Genomic DNA, 20,659 nt, shown 5'->3' with positions numbered 1-20,659 from the left:
AATTTATTATTTCCTTGTATAATTCCGATTCTACACCTATTCTTACTTCCTTGACTAAAACTTCTTTCGCGAATAAAAGCTAAGTACCGAGCCTTCTGAAACTCAGATTGAAGTTTTATAGCTTGCTCTTCAGCATAATCCTCAAAGGTAACGAAAGAGATTCTAACTATTTTAGATTTTGCATCAGTTGCATAAAATGGCTGGATATTACTGTCGGTAACTTGTTTTATAACATTCAAAATTTCTTGACCAAAGCCGATTTCCTTTCGTATTTCCTCATTTATTAATTCATTTTTTAATGAACCCTAATATTTTTTGAAATTCATATAACAACCATCTATAAAATATTCTTACTTACAACGTAACATTCACATTGAAGAAATTTTCTTTTTTTTTGATTTTATCCCGCATTAACGGGTAGCCCGATTGGTGAGGATTGATTATAGTTTTACTTTATCTCAGTTGTCCAATAAATGACAACTACTTATTCTATGGTCAGTATGTCACGTCCAGAACGAATTGTAACAGGTTTTTTCAAGTTTCCCACTTCTCGCTAGGCTCAATTTCTTAATGTAACTTGTACTGATATCCTGTAGGGGCGCATATTCTTGTATTAATACTTCTATTATTAAAGGTAACATCCTCTGATCCATCATTGTCCTGACAAATATGATTTCATATAGCGACTGTTTTAATTAACATGATATGAACTCTTGCAGAATATAGTTATGTTAGTGAAGTCGTTATAACACGATAGGCACTTGTGAAGAAATACATATATATGGGATGAGAGGGGGTCTTTCGAGATGAAGAAATTAGAACAAATGAAAAATTGGTTGACAAAACAAGTAGACCTACCAGTGGATGTATTAATGGATCTACCTCGGATTACTCTTGTTGGGCAAATACATATTTATATAGAAAATCATCGGGGGTTATTAGTGTTTTCAGATAAAGAAGTGCGATTGCTTTTAAAACACGGTCAATTATTAATTAAAGGACAATCCTTTGTTATTAAAACGATTCTTCCAGAAGAGCTTTTACTCGAGGGGATAATTGAGCAAGTAACATTTTTAGAAAATGAAAAAAAAGGTGATTGAAGTGAAACTTCCATTTGTGAAGTTTTTCTTCTTTATCCTGTAAAAGTTCCGTTGATAGAGACTGATTACAGTTTTACTCTGTTTTATTTTAGTACGAGCTATTTTAATGCTTCAAATAAAAAGTAGTATATCTACTTTTAGAAAGGTAGTGAAGGTGGTAAATGAAAAATAAATGGTTTATAAAGTGGCTTGGATATGTAAAAGTGCGAATTGAAGGTAGAGGAGCGGAACGGTTTGTTAATGAATGTGTACGGAGGAATTTATTAGTTTGGGATGTTAAAAAGATAGCTGATGAAACGTTAGTTTTTTGTATGTTGTTACGCGATGTGAAAAAAATAAAACCAATTTATAGAAAAAATGAATGTAAATTATATTTTATTGGACGTTATGGTTTTCCTTTTTGGAATAAACGTTTAATTAAAAACAGTGGATTTTTAATTGGTTTTTTAATTTTCTTTTTTGGTGTGATTGCAATGTCAAATATGGTTTGGAAAATTGAAATTACAGGAGCTAAACCTGAAACAGAATATATATTGATGAAAGAATTGGATAAAATGGGTATTAAAAAAGGGAAACTACAATTTCAAATGCCGAATGTAGAAGATGTACAACGCCATTTGACAGATAATATTAATGCCATTACTTGGGCGGGACTAGAAGTAAGGGGAACGACTTATCATTTTAAAATTGTTGAAAAAAACGAACCGAAGAAAGAAAAGGAACAAAGGCCGCAAAATTTAGTAGCAAAAAAAGAAGCGATTATTACAAAAACGTTTGTAGAAGTTGGAAAGCCGGTTGTACTGAAAAATGATCATGTAGAAAAAGGACAGATTCTCGTATCGGGAATATATGGTAATGAGGAAAGTCCGACGATTGTTTCAGCGAAAGGTATTGTATATGGCGAAACGTGGTATACATCTAAGGTGGATGTCCCGTTAAAGACGCAATTCCAAGTGTATACTGGTAATGTATACAATGAACATTTTCTTAAATTCGGGGATACGAAAATAAAAATATGGGGATTTCAGCATGATAAGTATAAACGCTCTCGTACTGAAAGTGTAAAGCATGATGTGAAATTATTTGGTTTTACACTGCCGATTGCATATGAAAAAGATGTTGTGAGAGAAGAGGAAGAAGCGAATCGAGAATATACAGAAAAGCAAGCGCTGAAAGTAGCGAAGGAGATGGCCGAAAAAGAACTAAAGAAAAAATTGGATGAACATGCTATGATTGTAAGTGATAAGATTTTGAGTAAAGAGGTTGAGGCGGATCAACTAAAAGTTACATTGCATTATACTGTGGTTGAAAATATTGCAGAGCCACAACCAATATCCGAATCCGATATTCAAGGAGACTGAGTAATGGCAGAACAATTAGTAGAAATGAACCAACAATTGGAAAATGCTAACGAAGCAATCGCTCTTTTTGGAGTTAATGATGCGCATTTAAAAGTAATTGAACGAGAACTGAATGTATCGATCGTAACTAGAGGAGAAACTGTTCATGTATCTGGGGCAGTTGAAACGGTGGCACTCGTAGAAAAAATCTTACAGCAATTACTTGTTGTAATTCGTAAAAGTATATCAATTTCAGAGAGAGATGTTGCGTATGCGATTCAGCTTGCACAACAAGGGAAAATTGCTCAATTTGAAGAGTTATATGAGGAAGAAATTTTCAAGACTGCAAAAGGTAAATCCATTCGTGTAAAAACAATGGGGCAAAGAAGATATATTCATGCGATGAAGAAGAATGATATTGTCTTTGGGATAGGGCCTGCAGGAACTGGAAAAACATATTTAGCTGTAGTAATGGCTGTGAGGGCTTTAAAACAAGGATATGTAAAGAAAATTATTTTAACAAGACCTGCTGTAGAAGCTGGAGAAAATTTAGGTTTTTTACCAGGGGATTTGAAAGAGAAGGTAGATCCATACTTACGCCCGTTATATGATGCTTTACATGATATTCTTGGACAAGAATATACGCAGCGTATGATGGAGCGAGGAGTAATTGAAATAGCTCCGCTTGCTTATATGAGGGGGCGTACGCTTGATGATTCATTTGTTATTTTAGATGAGGCTCAAAATACAACGGGTGCTCAAATAAAAATGTTTTTAACAAGATTAGGTTTTAGTTCTAAAATGGTTATTACAGGGGACCCTTCACAAGTAGACTTGCCAAAAGGGGTAAAATCAGGGCTATCTATAGCTGCTAATATTTTATCTGGTGTATCAGGTCTGTCATTTATTACATTAGAACAAACGGACGTTGTGAGACATCCATTGGTGCAACGTATTATTGAGGCATATGATAAAATGGAATGATCCTATTTGTCAGGATCATTTCTTTTTGTATGATAAGGTTGGCGAACGTCATATTTTTTACTATCATGAAAGATAAGGAAAATAAACTATTGGTACTAGTGTATAAAATATTGCCTCAAAGTATCGTTTGGTAGAAGAAATGAAAGCTATAAATAGTTTCACTTTATTTCTGGAGAGGAGAAGGTATTGAAATCATGTCAAGATCTCAAGAAATTTCTAAGTGGTTTCGTAATTTACAACATTCGAAAAAACTAAGTTGGATTTCTTACGTTGTGTTAGGAGCAGTGCTGTTTTTTGCGCTTATGAATAATGTAAAACCAGAACAATTAGATGTTAATATGTATTCTATTGCGAAAAAGACAATCCATTCTCCTATAAAAATTGAAGATAAAGTTACAACGGATAAAAAGAAAAAAGAAGCCGCTACAAAAGTTGAAGATCAATATACATATAAAAGTGAGTATAAACAAAACAAAGTTGATATTGTGAATGACGTCTTTGCTAAAGTGGATGAAGTGGTGCAAGAGATTAAAGCTGTTGGACCGGATGATCAAAAAAAGATGACTGATGCTGAGAAAGTGGACAAGTTAAAAAAGAAACTACCCGCTGACTTAACGAAAGAGTTATCTGATTCAAACTTACTGAATTTGATTAATGCAGATCCGAGCCAATTAGTATTAGCGAAAGATGCTGCGGTCACAGCGATTAATAGTATCATGACTGAGCATATTAAAATGGACGAATTGAAAGATGCGAAAGAACGATATGTAAGTGAGATGAATAGTGTTAATGTTGATAATGGTTTAAAAGAATCAATTAAGGCGCTAGGAAGATATGCAATTTCAGCTAACTATTTTTATGACCCAATCTTAACGAAAGAGAAGAGAAAAGCAGAGGAAGATTTAGTTCCACCTGTTTATATTCTTCAAGGACAAGTTCTTGTTAGAGAAGGTGAAACAATTTCAAGTGATGTGTATAATCAGTTGAAATTAGTTGGTTTGTTAGAAAAAGGGAACGGTTTTCAACCTTATGTTGGATTAGCGGTACTCATTGGTGTGTTACTATACTTTATGCATAAACAATTTGAATTATTTTTAAAGAGAAAAAGAGAAGATAGACCGTATGTTTTAGCGTATATTACAATTTTGTCTATCACAATCGTCTTAATGAAAATCATTAGTTTGTTTCAAAAACTTGAATACGCAGGGATTGCATATGTTGTCCCAGTTGCGATGGGAACAATACTTGTAAAACTAATGATTGGTGATCGATTTGTCTTTTTAACGAGTATGATTTTTTCTGTATGCGGAAGTATTATGTTTAATGAAGGAGTAACGAGTACATTAAATTATAGTGTAGGGATTTACGTATTGTTAAGTTCGTTATCGGTTAGTATTTTCTTGCGAGAAAAAAATCGTCGTACAATGATTTTACAAGCTGGTATACTCGTTTCTGTATTAAATGTAGTCGTATTGGCGGCGCTTTTATTATTACGTAATGGGAATTTTTCGCCTCTTGAAATTGGTACGCAATTATTAATGGCTTCACTTTCAGGGATTATATCATCCGTTTTGGCTATGGGGATTTTACCATATTTAGAAAGTGGACTTGGAATCGTATCAAGTATGAAGCTTATGGAACTATCAAGTCCAAATCATCCGCTTTTACGCAGAATTTTGTTAGAAGCGCCAGGGACATATCATCATAGTGTAATGGTAGCGAATCTTTCTGAGGCTGCTTGTGAAGCAGTTGGGGCAAATGGTGTATTAGCGCGTGTAGGGGCATATTATCATGATGTAGGAAAAACAGTACAACCGCAATTCTTTATTGAAAACCAAATGGGAATTAAAAACCCGCATGATAAATTAGATCCTGTAACGAGTAAAGATATTATAATTGCTCACGTAACGGATGGAGTAAGAATGCTCGAAGAATATCATATTCCACAAGAAATTATTGATATCGCTGGGCAACATCACGGTACAACGTTACTGAAATATTTTTATTATAAAGCTATTAAAGAAGATAAAGAAAAATATACAGAAGAGATGTTCCGTTATCCAGGTTCAAAAGCAACTTCGAAAGAATCGGCAATTGTTGGTATTGCTGATAGTGTAGAAGCTGCGGTACGTTCTATGAATCACCCAACGCCAGAACAAATTAATAATTTGGTGCAAAGTATTATTAAAGATCGACTGCAAGACGGTCAATTTAGTGAATGTGATTTGACGTTTAAGGAACTACAAATCGTTGGAAAAACGTTGTGTGAAACGTTAAATGGTATTTTCCATTCGCGTATTACATATCCGGAACCTCCGGAAGAAAAGGAGAAAGAATGAATTTGTTAATTGATTTTATTGATGAAACAGAAGAAGTAAAAGAAGAGTATATGAGTTTAATTCGTGAAGTGTTAGAAAAAGCAGCTCAAATGGAAAATATCGAGGATGGTGCGGAGGTATCGGTGACATTTGTAGATAATGAGCGCATTAGAGAAATTAATCGTGATTACCGAGATAAAGATCAACCTACAGATGTAATATCCTTTGCCATGGAAGAGATGGGAGAAGGAGAAATGGAGATTGTTGGTGCAGAGATGCCGCGCATGTTAGGGGATCTTATTATCTCTATTCCAAGGGCGAAAGAGCAAGCTGAAGAGTACGGACATTCTTTCGATCGTGAACTTGGATTTTTGGCGTTACATGGCTTTTTACATTTACTTGGTTATGATCACATGACAGAAGAAGATGAAAAAGAAATGTTCGGAAGACAAAAAGAAATTTTAGAAGCTTTTGGATTAGGACGATGAAAAAAGGAAAACTTATAGATAGTTTTGGATATGCTATAGCTGGTATATTCTTTTGTTTTCGTCATGAACGAAATATGAAAATCCATTATTTAGCCGCAGTCATTGTTATATGCTGCGGCTTTTATTTCCATATTACGAAAATAGAGTGGATGATATTACTTATTGTAATAGGGAGTGTAATGAGTTTAGAGATGGTAAATACGGCTGTGGAAAAAACGGTAGATTTAGCGACTGCCGATATTCATCCGTTTGCAAAAATTGCAAAGGATGTTGCGGCAGGAGCGGTTTTATTGTTTGCAATTATAGCTGTTATAATTGGTGCTATTATCTTTTTACCGTATATGGTATAGTTGCATTCCGAAGCTTTTATTAAGCTTTGGAAGTGCCGTAAGGGCCTTTAATGAGAGAGTGTATCTCTTCATAGCTGTGAACAGGAAGGATGCGGGAATATGAATAGTAAACAATTAATTCTAGAAGCAATCGAAGCGCGTAAACAAGCGTACGTACCATATTCTAAATTTCAAGTAGGTGCAGCATTATTAACGCGCGATGGAAAAGTGTATCGTGGATGTAATGTTGAGAATGCATCATATGGCTTATGTAATTGTGCTGAAAGAACAGCTTTATTTAAGGCGGTTTCTGAAGGGGATAACGAATTTGTAGCCATTGCGGTTGTAGCAGATACAAAGCGTCCAGTACCTCCTTGTGGAGCATGTCGACAAGTTATGGTAGAATTATGTAAACAGGATACGAAAGTATACTTATCAAACTTACATGGTGACGTTCAAGAGACGACAGTCGGAGAATTGTTACCAGGAGCATTTTTAGCGGAGGATTTACATGAATAGAAAAGGTTATAAATCAGGTTTTGTCTCTATTATTGGCAGACCGAATGTTGGAAAATCTACATTTTTAAACCGTATTATCGGCCAGAAAATTGCTATTATGAGTGATAAGCCACAAACGACTCGTAATAAAATTCAAGGTGTATATACAGAAAATGATGCACAAGTTATTTTCATTGATACACCAGGAATACATAAACCTAAACATAAATTAGGCGACTTCATGGTAAAGATGGCGCAAACGACATTAAAAGAAGTTGATATTGTTCTGTTTATGGTTAATGCAGTTGAAGGATTTGGTCGTGGTGAGGAATTCATCATTGAGAAATTAAAAGAAACGAAACAACCAGTATTTTTAGTCATTAATAAAATTGACCAACTTCATCCAGAGCAATTACTAGAGTTAATTGATCAATATCGTAAACTACATGAATTTGCAGAGATTGTACCAATTTCTGCGTTAGACGGTAATAATGTGGACGCTTTAATTGGAACAATTAAAAAGTATTTACCAGAAGGACCACAATACTATCCAGAGAATCAAGTAACGGATCATCCGGAGAGATTTATTATTGCAGAGCTTATTCGTGAGAAAGTACTACATTTAACACGTGAAGAAGTGCCGCATTCTGTGGCTGTTGTTATCGATGCGATTCAAAAGCGTGAGGGCGGGGCAGTTTATATAAATGCAACGATTGTTGTTGAACGTGCATCACAAAAAGGAATCATCATTGGAAAACAAGGGAAAATGTTAAAAGAAGTTGGTAAGCGAGCTCGTTTTGATATTGAAGCGCTACTTGGTTCTAAAGTATTTTTAGAAGTATGGGTAAAAGTGCAAAAAGATTGGCGTAATAAAATGTCTCAGCTTCGTGACCTAGGTTTCCGCGAGGATGAGTACTAAAATAGAGTAAAGTTGTAATCAGTGGATGGTTGGTTCATCCACTGATTATTGGTTTTTATGAACTTTGATAAATTAGGAAAAATTTTTCTCACATGAAAATGGACAAAATGGGTCAATTTAATAACAACAAAGGAAATTGGTTTATAGGCTACGCTTATTGAGAAAGGTGGATTCTTATGCTAGATTTTACCTGGAAGTTTTTCTCCAAAACAGGAAGCATTGAAACGTACTTGCTTTTGAAAGAAATGGAAAAAGACGTAAACGATGAGATGGATCAACATGAAGAGGAGCTAGCGCATCTAGACTCTCCAATTTCTTGACCCGTTTTGTTCAAACCTTGGATGGTGACGAACATGTTTCAAAAAGTTGAGGGCATCGTTATCCGTACGACAGATTACGGAGAAACGAACAAAATTGTTACAATATTCTCAAGAGAACTTGGTAAGGTAAGTGCAATGGCAAGAGGGGCAAAAAAACCGAAAAGCCGATTAGCATCTGTGTCGCAATTAATGACACATGGCCATTTTCTAATTCAAATGGGATCTGGGCTTGGAACATTGCAACAAGGCGAGATTATTTCAACTATGAAAGAAATTCGCGAGGATATATTTTTAACTGCTTATGCATCATTTATTGTTGAGTTAACTGATAAAGCAACAGAAGATAAAAAACATAATCCGTATTTATTTGAAATGTTATATCAAACGTTGCATTATATGTGTGAGGGTGTTGATCCAGAAGTATTATCATTAATTTATCAAACGAAAATGCTTCCGGTATTAGGGATGCGCCCGTACTTTGATACATGTGCGATTTGTCATCAAGAAACAGACTTTGTCGCCTTCTCCGTCAGGGAAGGCGGTTTTCTGTGCTCACGTCATGCAGAGCAAGACCCATATCGTATACCGGTAGGAGAAGCTGTTCATAAATTATTACGTCTTTTCTTCCATTTCGATTTACATAGGCTCGGAAATGTATCGGTAAAGGATAGCACAAAAAAACAAATGCGTTTAGTATTGAATACATATTATGATGAATATTGCGGAATTTATTTGAAATCAAGACGTTTTTTAGAACAACTTGATAAGTTTCAAATATAATTTTGGGCCGGATACGGTCCTTTTTACATACTTTCTTTTTCGAATAGCATATTTAGTATATAATATTTAAGAGATAGTATAACTTTTTTCGTTGTGCATTAAAGGTGGTGATTATCATAGAGCTGAATAAACGGCAAGAACATATCATTCAGATTGTAAAAGATCACGGTCCTATTACAGGGGAATCAATTGCAGCGCAATTGGGTCTAACACGTGCGACGCTAAGACCAGACTTAGCAATTTTAACGATGGCTGGTTATTTAGAAGCACGTCCACGCGTAGGTTATTTTTATACGGGTAAAACTGGGGGGCAGCTATTATCTGAAGCTGTTAAGAAAATTAAAGTACAAGATTATCAATCTAGACCGGTTGTAATTGATAAAAATGTTTCCGTATACGATGCAATTTGTACGATGTTTTTAGAGGACGTTGGTACATTGTTCGTTGTAGATCAGATGACTCTATTAGTTGGTGTTGTGTCTCGTAAAGATTTATTAAGAGCGAGCTTAGGAAAGCAGGATTTAACCTCTCTTCCGGTTAATATTATCATGACAAGGATGCCAAACATTGCGATGTGTCGTAGAGAGGATTCTTTATATGATATTGCGATGGAATTAATAGAAAGACAGATTGATGCAATGCCAGTTGTAAAAGATACGAAACAAGGTTTAGAAGTGATTGGGCGAATTACAAAAACAAATATTACACGTGCGTTTGTAAATTTAGTAAATAACGAATAAGTGTAATTTGTTTAAAGTGAGGTAATGTAATGGATAATAAAATCGTATATGTCGTATCTGACTCTGTAGGGGAAACGGCTGATTTGGTTGTTCGAGCAGCAATGGGGCAATTCCCGTTTGCTCCTGATATTAGACGTGTACCGTATGTAGAAGATACAGGGACATTAAAAGAAGTGATTTCGATTGCTAAGAGTAATCAAGCACTTATATGTTTTACGTTAGTTAAGCCTGATATGCGCCAGTATTTAGTAACAGAGGCTGCAAAAGAAGGGGTAGAGGCATACGATATTATCGGCCCTCTTATTGATCAAATTGAAGAAATTACGGGGCAAGTGCCGAGATATGAGCCAGGTGTTGTCCGTAGGTTAGATGAAGAATACTTTAAAAAGATTGAAGCGATTGAGTTTGCTGTGAAGTATGATGACGGCAGAGATGCACGAGGTATTTTAAAAGCAGATATCGTGTTGATTGGTGTTTCGCGTACATCAAAAACACCACTTTCCCAATATTTAGCTCATAACAAACGCTTGAAAGTTGCGAATGTACCACTCGTGCCAGAAGTTGACCCACCTGAAGAACTATATCAAGTGGCAAAAGAAAAATGTTTCGGTTTGAAAATTACGCCAGATAAGTTAAATCATATTCGAAAAGAACGATTAAAATCACTTGGATTAAGTGATGGAGCAACATATGCAAATATTAATCGTATTCAAGAAGAAATTGATCATTTTGAGGAAGTAATTAGTAAAATAAATTGCCAAGTAATCGATGTATCGAATAAAGCGATTGAAGAAACAGCAAATATTATTGTGAATGCAGTGCAAAACCAAAAAATGTTTTAGCACATTTACCAAAGGTGAATGTGCTTTTTTCGCTCGTGTGAAATATGATACCTATGGATTTTGTAATAGATTGTAGTGTAATGGTTATACTTATACTCCTTTGTCTTTTAGTATATTCAAGGTGTGAGTTTGTCATCCTGAAATGTAAGATGAAAAAATAAAGGGATATGTAGCGTAGTTGAAGAAAATATATTATAATAAAAAATTGTGATAAAAACCTATATTTTACGTTTAGACTTTAATTTTTCAGAATAAACTAGGGATAGGATTTACGAAAAAGACATGTAATTACGTTAAATCGACAAAATCTATACAAGAAAACGCACATTATGGAAGGATTCACAGAAGGGATGTAGAATACAGAAATATGCAAAACATCAACAACATATTAGTTGGTGTAGATGTATATCCCGTGAAGGCTGAAATTGTGCAAGTTGGAGCGGAATTTCATGTCGGAATTTTGTTTGTCGCATCATATGCTCATCCTTTAAGGAAATAGCAAGGCAATTGGATCATTGTAGATACTGAACAAAATGGAGTTGATTGTTATATGGATCAACATGAAAAAGTTACAGATCTCAAGATCAAACAGTATATGTGGCTTGCTACTCTTCTTGGAAAAAGGTGTATATGTATTGTTTCTAAGAGATACATTTGTAACAGATGAGCAAATGTATACAATTTTATATAGCAAGTATGTATATGCGATTTATGCAGATAAAGGACCTATAGGAAAGGTTCAAAATCGTTTATACAATGTAATCGGCAACACTTTCTAACAAGTTTAGAAAAATATTGTCGAATTATAAAGGAATTTTTTAATTTATATCGAATACAAAATACGACACGGAGATGGAGTTATGGGGAACAGAATTCCCGAAGAAGTTGTTGAACAGATTCGGACATCATCCGATATTGTAGAAGTCATTGGTGAATACGTTCAACTTAGAAAACAGGGGCGTAACTATTTCGGCCTTTGTCCATTTCATGGTGAGAATTCTCCTTCATTCTCTGTTTCATCTGATAAGCAAATTTTTCATTGCTTCGGATGTGGAGAAGGTGGAAATGTATTTTCCTTTCTAATGAAAATGGAAGGACTGGCTTTTACCGAGGCTGTTCAAAAGCTAGGCGAAAGAAATGGAATTGCGGTTGCAGAGTACACATCAGGACAAGGACAACAAGAAGACATATCTGATGACACTGTCATCATGCAACAAGCTCATGAATTATTGAAAAAGTATTATCATCATTTATTAGTAAATACGGAAGAGGGAAATGAAGCACTTTCATATTTATTAAACCGTGGTATTACGAAAGAGATGATTGAGAAGTTTGAAATTGGTTATGCATCACCTGCTTGGGATGCGGCGACGAAAATTTTACAAAAAAGAGGTTTATCGCTGTCTAGTATGGAACAAGCTGGCCTTCTAATAAGAAGTGAGAAGGATGGTAGTCATTACGATCGCTTCCGTGGAAGAGTTATGTTCCCGATCTATACGTTACAAGGTAAGGTGATAGCGTTTAGTGGAAGGGCGTTAGGGGATGACACTCCGAAATATTTAAATAGCCCTGAAACACCGATTTTTCACAAAAGTAAATTGTTGTATAACTTCCACCAAGCAAGACCGTTTATTAGAAAGCGTGGGCAAGTGGTTCTTTTTGAAGGATATGCCGATGTACTAGCTGCGGTAAAAAGTGGTGTGGAAGAAGCTGTTGCGACAATGGGAACAGCTTTAACTGAAGAACAAGCAAAACTTCTGCGACGTAACGTTGAAACTGTTGTTCTTTGCTATGATGGTGATAAAGCAGGGCGAGAAGCGACGATGAAAGCAGGGCAATTATTGCTAAAAGTTGGTTGCCAAGTGAAAGTCACATCCTTGCCAGATAAGCTTGATCCTGATGAATATGTGCAACAATATGGGACTACCGCTTTTGAAAATCTTGTGAAATCAAGTGTGAGTTTTGTTGGTTTTAAAATAAATTATTTGCGTTTAGGGAAAAATTTGCAAGATGAGTCTGGCAAAGAAGAATATGTGAAAAGTGTTTTAAAAGAGTTATCGTTGTTACAAGATGCGATGCAGGCAGAGTCATATTTGAAGTCATTATCGCAAGAATTTTCGTATTCAATGGAAACACTTTTGAATCAATTGCACCAATATCGCAAAGAACAAAAGGTACAGCAAAAACAAATAAAGCAGGTTGCTAAACCGTCTCAAGTCGTTCAAACAAAACCGAAGTTAACAGGTTTTGAAAGAGCGGAAAGAGAAATTATTTACCATATGTTGCAAAGTGCAGAAGTAGCTGTTCGTATGGAATCCCATATAGAAGATTTTCATACAGAAGAACATAAAGGGATTTTATATGAACTATACGCATATTATGAAAAGGGAAATGAACCTTCAGTCGGAACATTTTTAAGTTGGCTCTCTGATGAAAAGTTGAAAAATATTATCACTGATATTTCGACGGATGAATTTATTAATCCAGAATACACAGAAGAAGTGTTACAAGGCCATTTGGAGACGCTTAGACGGCATCAGGAAAAACTTGAAAAGATGGAGATCATCTTTAAAGTGAAACAAATGGAAAAAACAGATCCTGTAGAGGCTGCTAAATATTATGTAGCATATTTACAAAATCAAAAAGCGAGAAAATAGCTTTTTTGATAAAGTTTTAGTATAATGAATGTTTGTATCTCGCGTAAGGAGGGGAACAGATGGCTGACAAACCAGCTCGTTCTAAACAAATTGAAACTGAAATGACCCTTGAGCAAGTGAAAGAACAACTCACTGAGCTCGGAAAAAAACGTGGCGTTCTTACATATGAAGAGATTGCAGAACGCATGAATGGATTTGAAATTGAATCCGATCAAATGGATGAATACTATGAATATTTAGGTGAACAAGGCATTGACTTAGTTGGTGATAATGACAACGAAGAAGGCCCTAATAATCGCCAAATTTCAAAAACAGAAGAAGAGTTTGACCTCAATGATTTAAGTGTACCACCAGGGGTTAAAATCAACGATCCTGTTCGTATGTATTTAAAAGAAATTGGTCGTGTAGACTTACTATCTGCAGAAGAAGAAATTCGACTTGCAACGCGTATTGAAGAAGGCGATGAAGAAGCGAAACGTCGTCTTGCAGAAGCAAACTTACGTCTTGTAGTAAGTATTGCAAAGCGCTATGTAGGCCGTGGTATGCTTTTCTTAGACTTAATTCAAGAAGGTAATATGGGTCTAATTAAAGCTGTTGAAAAGTTCGATTATCGTAAAGGTTTCAAATTTAGTACGTATGCAACTTGGTGGATTCGCCAAGCTATTACACGTGCCATTGCAGACCAAGCGCGAACAATTCGTATTCCAGTCCATATGGTTGAAACGATTAACAAGTTAATTCGTGTACAACGCCAATTATTACAAGATTTAGGTCGTGAACCGTCTCCTGAAGAGATTGGTGAAGAAATGGATCTTGCTCCAGAAAAAGTACGTGAAATCTTAAAAATTGCACAGGAGCCAGTTTCTCTTGAAACACCAATTGGTGAAGAAGATGACTCCCATTTAGGTGACTTTATTGAAGACCAAGAAGCAACATCGCCTGCGGACCATGCAGCCTATGAATTGCTAAAAGAACAATTAGAAGATGTGTTAGATACGCTAACAGATCGTGAAGAAAATGTTCTACGTCTTCGTTTCGGTTTAGATGATGGACGAACTCGTACGCTTGAAGAAGTTGGGAAAGTATTTGGCGTAACGAGAGAGCGTATCCGTCAAATTGAAGCAAAAGCACTTCGCAAATTAAGACATCCAAGCCGTAGTAAGCGTCTTAAGGATTTCTTAGAATAGGTTATTTTTTAAGTTTACTTCACCATTGTGAAGTAAACTTTTTTATTTTGTTAATTTTTGTTAAAATTTAGCTATCGGCAACGATTACAATTTCTTGTAATTTATTTTACAGAATTGTCTTTTGATTTGCAAATGCTCATTTTTCGATTTTTCGATTAATTTTGTTTATTCTATACAAAAATATATGTAGAAAAGCGAAAAATATGATGAGAAACGTTAATAATTATCGAAATAATAAGCGATATGACAATAAAAAACAATAAACTGAATTTATGGAATATTTTTAACAAGTGGTAGTTTACTCTTTTCTGATAGAGCGTTTTCAAGTACAATGGAAATGACTGAATCATCTAACTATTTAGGGGTATAGAGGGGGGAGAAGAGATATGAAACGTAATCCGCTGATTCCGTTCGCTCTTATTGCAGCATTGGGTATTATCGTTATGTTTGTATTTTCATTTCAGGGGCTAAATAAATCTAAAGAGTTAGCTGATGCAAAAAATGGCGGGAAGCCAGCACAAACGGCATCAAAACCAGAAGATATTGTGAAGCAAAGCTGTACGAGCTGCCATGGTGATCAGTTACAAGGGGCAGTTGGACCTAACTTGCAAAAAATTGGTGGGAAACTTTCAAAGGATGAAATTAAAGAAATTCTTTCGAAAGGAAAAGGCAATATGCCTGCCAATATAGTTCCAGCTGATCAAGCCGCTAAAGTAGCTGATTGGTTATCGAAGAAAAAATAAAGTTCCGTATGACAAGCCTTTTGCTTATGCAAAGGGCTTGTTTTTCTATATTTTCTAAAATACGATGAATGATAGAGAAGTGAATTGTTGTTATGGGCTTGCAACAACTACTATAAATTCATTATCATGGAGACAGACTGACAAGAGAAGGAGTAATGGAAATACATGAATGAAGTAAAGCTTTCAAAACGATTAGAAGAAGTTGTACGTGAAATACCAGTAGGATCTACAGTCGCTGATATTGGATCGGATCATGCGTATTTACCGTGTTATACAATTATAAATAATATTGCTACAAAAGCAGTTGCAGGAGAGGTCGTAGATGGACCATTTCGCTCTGCGCAAGCAACTGTAGCTGAAAGTGGTTTACAAGATAAAGTAGATGTGCGTAAAGGGAATGGATTAGCTGTTATCGCACCAGGAGAAGTAGATGTAATTACAGTTGCCGGAATGGGCGGAGCGTTAATTCGTGACATTTTAGAAAGTGGTAAAGAAAAATTAGAAGGTGTAACACGTTTAATTTTACAGCCTAATATTGCAGCGCATCATATTCGTGAATGGTTTATTGAGAATGGTTGGGAGCTTATCCATGAAAAAATCGTAAAAGAAGATGGGAAAATTTACGAAATTTTAGTAGGGGAGCGAGGAAATGTTGCAGCGCCTTACTCTGAAAATAAACAAGCTGAATTGTTTATGGGACCATTTTTAATAACAGAAAAAAGTGAAGCCTTCGTTGAAAAATGGGAAGGAGAATTAAAAAACTTCCAAAATATTTTAAAACAGTTAGAACGTGCAGCTGATTCTGAAGAAACAAAAGCGAAGCGTGGGGAAGTAGAAGCGAAAATGAAAATGATAGGGGAGGTTTTATCATGAGTAAAATTCCAAATGGCCATGAAATTATTTCTTTATTTGAAAGTATGTATCCGAAGCATTTGGCGATGGAAGGAGATAAGATTGGCCTGCAGATTGGAGCGCTTAATAAACACGTGCGGCACGTATTGATTGCGTTAGATGTAACGGAAGAAGTTGTGGATGAAGCAATTCAATTAGGGGCAAATGTCATTATTGCTCATCATCCTTTAATTTTTAACCCGTTAAAAGCGATTCATACAGATAAGGCGTATGGGAAAATTATTGAAAAGTGTATTAAAAATGATATTGCAATCTATGCAGCGCATACAAATGTGGATGTTGCTAAGGGCGGGGTAAATGATTTACTTGCTGAGGCGTTAGGATTGCAAAATACAGAAGTTTTGGCACCGACATATGCAGAAGAAATGAAAAAAGTTGTTGTGTTTGTGCCAGTCACTCATGCAGAAGAAGTAAGGAATGCATTAGGAGACGCAGGTGCTGGTCATATCGGCAATTATAGCCACTGTACGTTTAGTAGCGAGGGTACAGGCACATTTGTACCTCAAGAGGGGACAAATCCTTATATCGGGGAAACTGGACAGTTAGAACGTGTAGAAGAAGTGCGAATCGAAACGATTATTCCAGCTTCATTACAGCGGAAAGTGATTAAAGCAATGGTAACGGCGCACCCTTATGAAGAAGTAGCATACGATGTGTATCCGCTTGATAATAAAGGTGAAACGTTAGGCCTAGGAAAAATAGGATACTTACAAGAAGAAATGACGCTTGGTCAATTTGCAGAACATGTGAAACAATCATTAGACGTGAAGGGCGCAAGAGTTGTCGGTAAGTTAGACGATAAAGTGCGTAAAGTAGCTGTACTTGGTGGAGATGGTAATAAATATATAAACCAAGCGAAATTTAAAGGAGCAGATGTATATGTAACTGGTGACATGTACTATCATATTGCTCATGATGCGATGATGCTCGGTTTAAATATAGTTGACCCAGGACATAATGTTGAAAAAGTAATGAAACAAGGTGTACAAAAGCAATTACAAGAAAAAGTGGATGCAAAGAAACTCAATGTACACATTCATGCTTCGCAGTTACATACAGATCCATTTATATTTGTATAAGAAAAATAAAAACCGTTGCTCATGCAAGCAACGGTTTTTATTATTGTTCTTTTTTCACTTTCACGCGAGGTAATATTTTTTGTAACGGTACTTTTCGAACTCTTTCCCATGTAGCGGGATTCATTGGGTTATATTGCTCTAAGAAAGCGATAACTTCTTTCGTAATTGGCGTTGGAGTAGAAGCACCTGCTGTAACAGCTACGTTTTCTACACCTTGTAGCCACTCTAATTGAATTTCGCTTACATCAGCAACTCGATATGCTTTTGTACCCGCGATTTCTTGTGATACTTGTGCTAAGCGATTTGAATTGTTACTTTTCGGATCACCAACAACAATTGTTAAGTCTGCAACATCAGCTTGTTTAGCGACAGCTTCTTGGCGAACTTGAGTTGCTAAACAAATTTCTTTATGGAATTCTGCTGTTGGGAATTTTTTTTGAATGTCCTCCATTAAATGTTGAACATCCCATTGACTCATCGTTGTTTGATTTGTTACTAAAATTTTATCTGTTGGGATTTCTAATGTTTTTAAATCATCGGCTCTTTCGATAAGGTGAACGATGTCAGGTGCAATACCAACTGCGCCTTCTGGCTCTGGATGATTTTTTTTACCGATATAAATGACATGATACCCTTCCGCTTTCTTAGCTTCGATAAGGTCATGCGTCTTGGTAACATCTGGGCAAGTAGCATCGATTGTTGTTAAACCTTTTTCTTTTGCGCGTTGTTTAACTTCTGGAGAAACACCGTGTGCAGTGAAAATAACAGTACCAGAATCAATTTTATCTAAAATTTCTAAGCGACTTGGACCGTCTAATGTGATGATTCCATCTTCTTCAAAAGCGTCTGTAACATGTTTATTGTGAACAATCATACCTAAAATATAAATGGGTCTCGGCAATGATTTATCTAATGCGGCGTTACGTGCAATTACCATTGCATCGACAACACCGTAGCAATAACCACGAGGGGAAATTTTAACAATTTTCATATGAGTAATCCTCTCCTTCTAAACAAGGGATACTTTTGTGCATAGTCTTTTACATTATAAAGGAGGAGTGGATAGAAAACAAAGGATTGTTACACATATAGTTTTGGTTTTGTTGCTGTTTGTTGAACTGGTTCTTTCGGTAACTCTTTTTCTATTACAGGTTCAATCACTATTTTCTTTCGTTTTCGTTTCTTTTTTTGAGGTGCAGGAGGCGGACTTTCTACTTCAACTGGCTCTGTTACATTTTCCGTTTGATTTTCTTCCGTGCTTTTTCCAGAGGTGAGGATTTTAACAATGCTTGGTAGACTACGCATAATAGGACCGTACTGTTCGACGACAGGACCTACAGATTGAACGACTTGGGATACTTTTTCGATGTTATTTATCATATTAGTTGGATTTGAAATTAAGTTCGAAAAAAAACTGCCGATGCCACTGCTTGCTGTTGCCGCAGCTGTAGTTGTGCCCCCGCGCGTTTCAGTTGATTCATACATTTGAGGCGGTATCATTTGCTCAGGATATTGCTGCATGTATGGTTGATATTGTGGATGTTGCTGCGGATATTGTTGTTGGTATTGCTGCGGATATTGCTGTTGATATTGGGGCGGTGGTGGTTGCTGATGCATCATCGGTTGCCCTTCCATTTGTCGGTAAGGTGGAACCATTTGCATAAAAGGCTCGGTTGGATCGTGTTTTTTAAAAAGCTTAGCAAGAAAACCTTTCTTTTTTTGTGCCATTGGTGGTAGTTGTGGAATTGGATATGGTGTATAAGGTTGCTGCCCTGGATTCGGATACATTTGCCTTGTAGGGGATTTCGGAAACATGTGAGAAATCCTCCTTTCTTCAGTTAGGTATATACACATACAATATGCAATAAAAGGGAAGAAGGTTAGTTTTTGAAGTGAAAACCTAAACTAAAGATGGATTTTACTTGTAGATTTCGATATAATGTAGACTTGACTGATTTGTGCGCGCAGTAGAAATTTTAGAAAGAAGGTGTAACTTATGACACAACAAACTTTTACACAGTATGATTTTAAACCATTTTTAATAGATGCAGTTCGTGAACTACGCTTTACAGAGCCGACAGGAATTCAGCAGAAAATTTTCCCAGTCGTGAAAAAAGGTGTAAGTGTAATTGGACAATCCCAAACAGGTTCTGGGAAAACACATGCATACTTACTTCCTACATTAAACAGAATTAATGCAAGTCGTGAAGAAGTACAACTTGTTATTACAGCGCCTACTCGTGAGTTAGCACAACAAATTTACGAAGAAATCGTGAAATTAACAAAGTTTTGTGCGGAAGACCAAATGATTACAGCACGTTGTTTAATTGGTGGAACTGATAAACAACGTTCAATTGAGAAATTGAAAAAACAACCTCATATCGTAGTTGGGACACCAGGACGTATTAAAGACTTAGTTGAAGAACAAGCATTATTTGTTCATAAAGCAAATACGATTATTGTCGATGAAGCAGACTTAATGCTTGATATGGGATTCATTCATGATGTAGACAAAATTGCAGCACGCATGCCTAAAAACTTGCAAATGTTAGTTTTCTCTGCAACAATTCCTCAAAAACTAAAACCGTTTCTGAAGAAATATATGGAGAATCCAGAGCATATTCATATCAATCCAAAACAAGTTGCAGCTGGAAACATTGAACACTATTTAGTGCCTTCTAAACATCGTAATAAAATTGATTTAGTGCATAAAATGCTACTTCAATTTAAACCGTATTTAGCAGTTGTTTTCACGAATACGAAAAAGATGGCAGACCAAGTTGCTGATGGATTAATGGAACGTGGCTTAAAAGTTGGACGAATTCACGGGGATTTATCACCACGTGATCGTAAAAAAATGATGAAACAAATTCGTGACCTTGAATTCCAATATATTGTTGCGACTGATTTAGCAGCACGTGGTATTGATATTGAAGGAATTAGCCATGTTATTAACTATGAGCTACCATCAGATTTAGATTTCTTCGTTCACCGCGTTGGAAGAACAGCACGTGCGGGGCATTCTGGTATTGCAGTGACGATTTATGATCCAGCAAACGAAGAAGCGTTAGATAGCTTAGAAAAACAACGTCATATCGAGTTTAAACATGTAGATTTACGTGGAGATGAGTGGGCAGATTTAGGTGAGCGTCGTCGTCGTAAGAGCCGTAAAAAACCAAATGACGAACTTGATGTTATGGCAACGAAAGTTATTAAAAAACCGAAAAAAGTAAAACCAAACTATAAACGTAAACTTGCAACAGAACGTGACAAAGTGAAGAGAAAATATAGCAATAAAAAAAGATAAGGGGTTTCCCTTATCTTTTTTTAATCCCGCTAATTTAAATGAAGAGTATAGTCTGTCTAAATAGTCATATGAATTTGTGTAGTGGGTCTTTTGTGAACAAACAATTCACTACATAT

The 20,659-nt window shown here is 35.9% G+C and carries 22 protein-coding genes; 20 read left to right on the top strand and 2 right to left on the bottom strand.

Features of this window, described 5'->3' with window-relative positions:
* Positions 1–806 precede the first annotated feature (806 nt).
* The 19 genes from yqfC (at position 807) to ACTFN4_RS03890 (ending at position 17,236) form a co-directional block, all read left to right on the top strand.
* Positions 807–1,100, top strand: coding sequence for a sporulation protein YqfC (yqfC, locus tag ACTFN4_RS03980; RefSeq protein WP_000732269.1), 294 nt, complete (start codon positions 807–809; stop codon positions 1,098–1,100).
* A gap of 161 nt (positions 1,101–1,261) precedes the next feature.
* Complete coding sequence (gene yqfD, locus ACTFN4_RS03975; RefSeq protein ID WP_000792498.1) at positions 1,262–2,461, top strand: sporulation protein YqfD; 1,200 nt, start codon at positions 1,262–1,264, stop codon at positions 2,459–2,461.
* A 3-nt stretch (positions 2,462–2,464) separates the two neighbouring features.
* On the top strand, positions 2,465–3,424 hold the full coding sequence (locus tag ACTFN4_RS03970) for a PhoH family protein (protein WP_000840501.1): 960 nt from the start codon (positions 2,465–2,467) through the stop codon (positions 3,422–3,424).
* A 194-nt stretch (positions 3,425–3,618) separates the two neighbouring features.
* Complete coding sequence (locus tag ACTFN4_RS03965) at positions 3,619–5,763, top strand: HD family phosphohydrolase (RefSeq protein WP_000091510.1); 2,145 nt, start codon at positions 3,619–3,621, stop codon at positions 5,761–5,763.
* Entirely contained in the window at positions 5,760–6,230 is a 471-nt protein-coding gene (ybeY, locus tag ACTFN4_RS03960; protein ID WP_001050397.1) for an rRNA maturation RNase YbeY, read from the top strand. Before ACTFN4_RS03965 ends, ybeY begins: the two co-directional genes overlap by 4 nt.
* Positions 6,227–6,580 carry a diacylglycerol kinase family protein gene (locus tag ACTFN4_RS03955; protein ID WP_000715464.1) on the top strand — a complete coding sequence of 118 codons (354 nt, stop codon included), beginning with the start codon at positions 6,227–6,229 and terminating at the stop codon, positions 6,578–6,580. The genes ybeY and ACTFN4_RS03955 overlap by 4 nt, the downstream gene beginning before the upstream one ends.
* A gap of 99 nt (positions 6,581–6,679) precedes the next feature.
* A complete protein-coding gene (locus tag ACTFN4_RS03950) occupies positions 6,680–7,078 on the top strand; it encodes a cytidine deaminase (RefSeq protein ID WP_001086283.1) in 399 nt (132 codons plus the stop codon).
* Complete coding sequence (era, locus tag ACTFN4_RS03945) at positions 7,071–7,976, top strand: GTPase Era (RefSeq protein WP_001080230.1); 906 nt, start codon at positions 7,071–7,073, stop codon at positions 7,974–7,976. Before ACTFN4_RS03950 ends, era begins: the two co-directional genes overlap by 8 nt.
* 176 nt (positions 7,977–8,152) lie before the next feature.
* On the top strand, positions 8,153–8,296 hold the full coding sequence (locus ACTFN4_RS03940; protein WP_000883924.1) for a YqzL family protein: 144 nt from the start codon (positions 8,153–8,155) through the stop codon (positions 8,294–8,296).
* Between the two features lie 33 nt (positions 8,297–8,329).
* Positions 8,330–9,076: a DNA repair protein RecO gene (recO, locus tag ACTFN4_RS03935; RefSeq protein WP_000487009.1), complete on the top strand. Its 747-nt coding sequence runs from the start codon at positions 8,330–8,332 to the stop codon at positions 9,074–9,076.
* A gap of 107 nt (positions 9,077–9,183) precedes the next feature.
* Entirely contained in the window at positions 9,184–9,816 is a 633-nt protein-coding gene (locus ACTFN4_RS03930; protein WP_000583756.1) for a helix-turn-helix transcriptional regulator, read from the top strand.
* A gap of 29 nt (positions 9,817–9,845) precedes the next feature.
* Positions 9,846–10,658, top strand: coding sequence for a pyruvate, water dikinase regulatory protein (locus ACTFN4_RS03925; protein WP_000368944.1), 813 nt, complete (start codon positions 9,846–9,848; stop codon positions 10,656–10,658).
* A gap of 367 nt (positions 10,659–11,025) precedes the next feature.
* Positions 11,026–11,157, top strand: coding sequence for a hypothetical protein (locus tag ACTFN4_RS03920; RefSeq protein ID WP_002024806.1), 132 nt, complete (start codon positions 11,026–11,028; stop codon positions 11,155–11,157).
* A 136-nt stretch (positions 11,158–11,293) separates the two neighbouring features.
* Positions 11,294–11,437 carry a hypothetical protein gene (locus ACTFN4_RS03915; RefSeq protein WP_000479733.1) on the top strand — a complete coding sequence of 48 codons (144 nt, stop codon included), beginning with the start codon at positions 11,294–11,296 and terminating at the stop codon, positions 11,435–11,437.
* Positions 11,438–11,518: 81 nt separating this feature from the next.
* Positions 11,519–13,315, top strand: a complete 1,797-nt coding sequence (dnaG, locus tag ACTFN4_RS03910; protein WP_000528221.1) for a DNA primase — start codon at positions 11,519–11,521, stop codon at positions 13,313–13,315.
* A 59-nt stretch (positions 13,316–13,374) separates the two neighbouring features.
* The gene (rpoD, locus tag ACTFN4_RS03905) at positions 13,375–14,502 is read left to right on the top strand and encodes an RNA polymerase sigma factor RpoD (RefSeq protein WP_000764065.1); all 1,128 of its coding nucleotides are present in this window, start codon (positions 13,375–13,377) and stop codon (positions 14,500–14,502) included.
* A gap of 386 nt (positions 14,503–14,888) precedes the next feature.
* Positions 14,889–15,245: a cytochrome c550 gene (gene cccA, locus ACTFN4_RS03900; RefSeq protein ID WP_000828141.1), complete on the top strand. Its 357-nt coding sequence runs from the start codon at positions 14,889–14,891 to the stop codon at positions 15,243–15,245.
* A 165-nt stretch (positions 15,246–15,410) separates the two neighbouring features.
* A complete protein-coding gene (locus ACTFN4_RS03895) occupies positions 15,411–16,118 on the top strand; it encodes a tRNA (adenine(22)-N(1))-methyltransferase (RefSeq protein WP_001006542.1) in 708 nt (235 codons plus the stop codon).
* The gene (locus tag ACTFN4_RS03890) at positions 16,115–17,236 is read left to right on the top strand and encodes a Nif3-like dinuclear metal center hexameric protein (RefSeq protein WP_439962087.1); all 1,122 of its coding nucleotides are present in this window, start codon (positions 16,115–16,117) and stop codon (positions 17,234–17,236) included. Before ACTFN4_RS03895 ends, ACTFN4_RS03890 begins: the two co-directional genes overlap by 4 nt.
* A gap of 40 nt (positions 17,237–17,276) precedes the next feature.
* Here ACTFN4_RS03890 and ACTFN4_RS03885 read toward each other — a convergent pair whose 3' ends face one another.
* Both ACTFN4_RS03885 and ACTFN4_RS03880 read right to left on the bottom strand, forming a co-directional pair.
* Positions 17,277–18,227, bottom strand: a complete 951-nt coding sequence (locus tag ACTFN4_RS03885; RefSeq protein ID WP_000706662.1) for a 4-hydroxy-3-methylbut-2-enyl diphosphate reductase — start codon at positions 18,225–18,227, stop codon at positions 17,277–17,279.
* A gap of 89 nt (positions 18,228–18,316) precedes the next feature.
* Positions 18,317–19,051 carry a YqfQ family protein gene (locus ACTFN4_RS03880; RefSeq protein WP_000484167.1) on the bottom strand — a complete coding sequence of 245 codons (735 nt, stop codon included), beginning with the start codon at positions 19,049–19,051 and terminating at the stop codon, positions 18,317–18,319.
* A gap of 181 nt (positions 19,052–19,232) precedes the next feature.
* Here ACTFN4_RS03880 and ACTFN4_RS03875 point away from each other — a divergent pair, with 181 nt between their 5' ends.
* A complete protein-coding gene (locus ACTFN4_RS03875) occupies positions 19,233–20,543 on the top strand; it encodes a DEAD/DEAH box helicase (protein ID WP_000194017.1) in 1,311 nt (436 codons plus the stop codon).
* Positions 20,544–20,659: the final 116 nt, after the last annotated feature.

Origin of the sequence: Bacillus cereus group sp. MYBK95-2 (genome assembly GCF_051915225.1) — a bacterium.
GTDB lineage: Bacteria > Bacillota > Bacilli > Bacillales > Bacillaceae_G > Bacillus_A > Bacillus_A cereus.
This window is presented reverse-complemented; position numbering and strand designations above follow the sequence as displayed.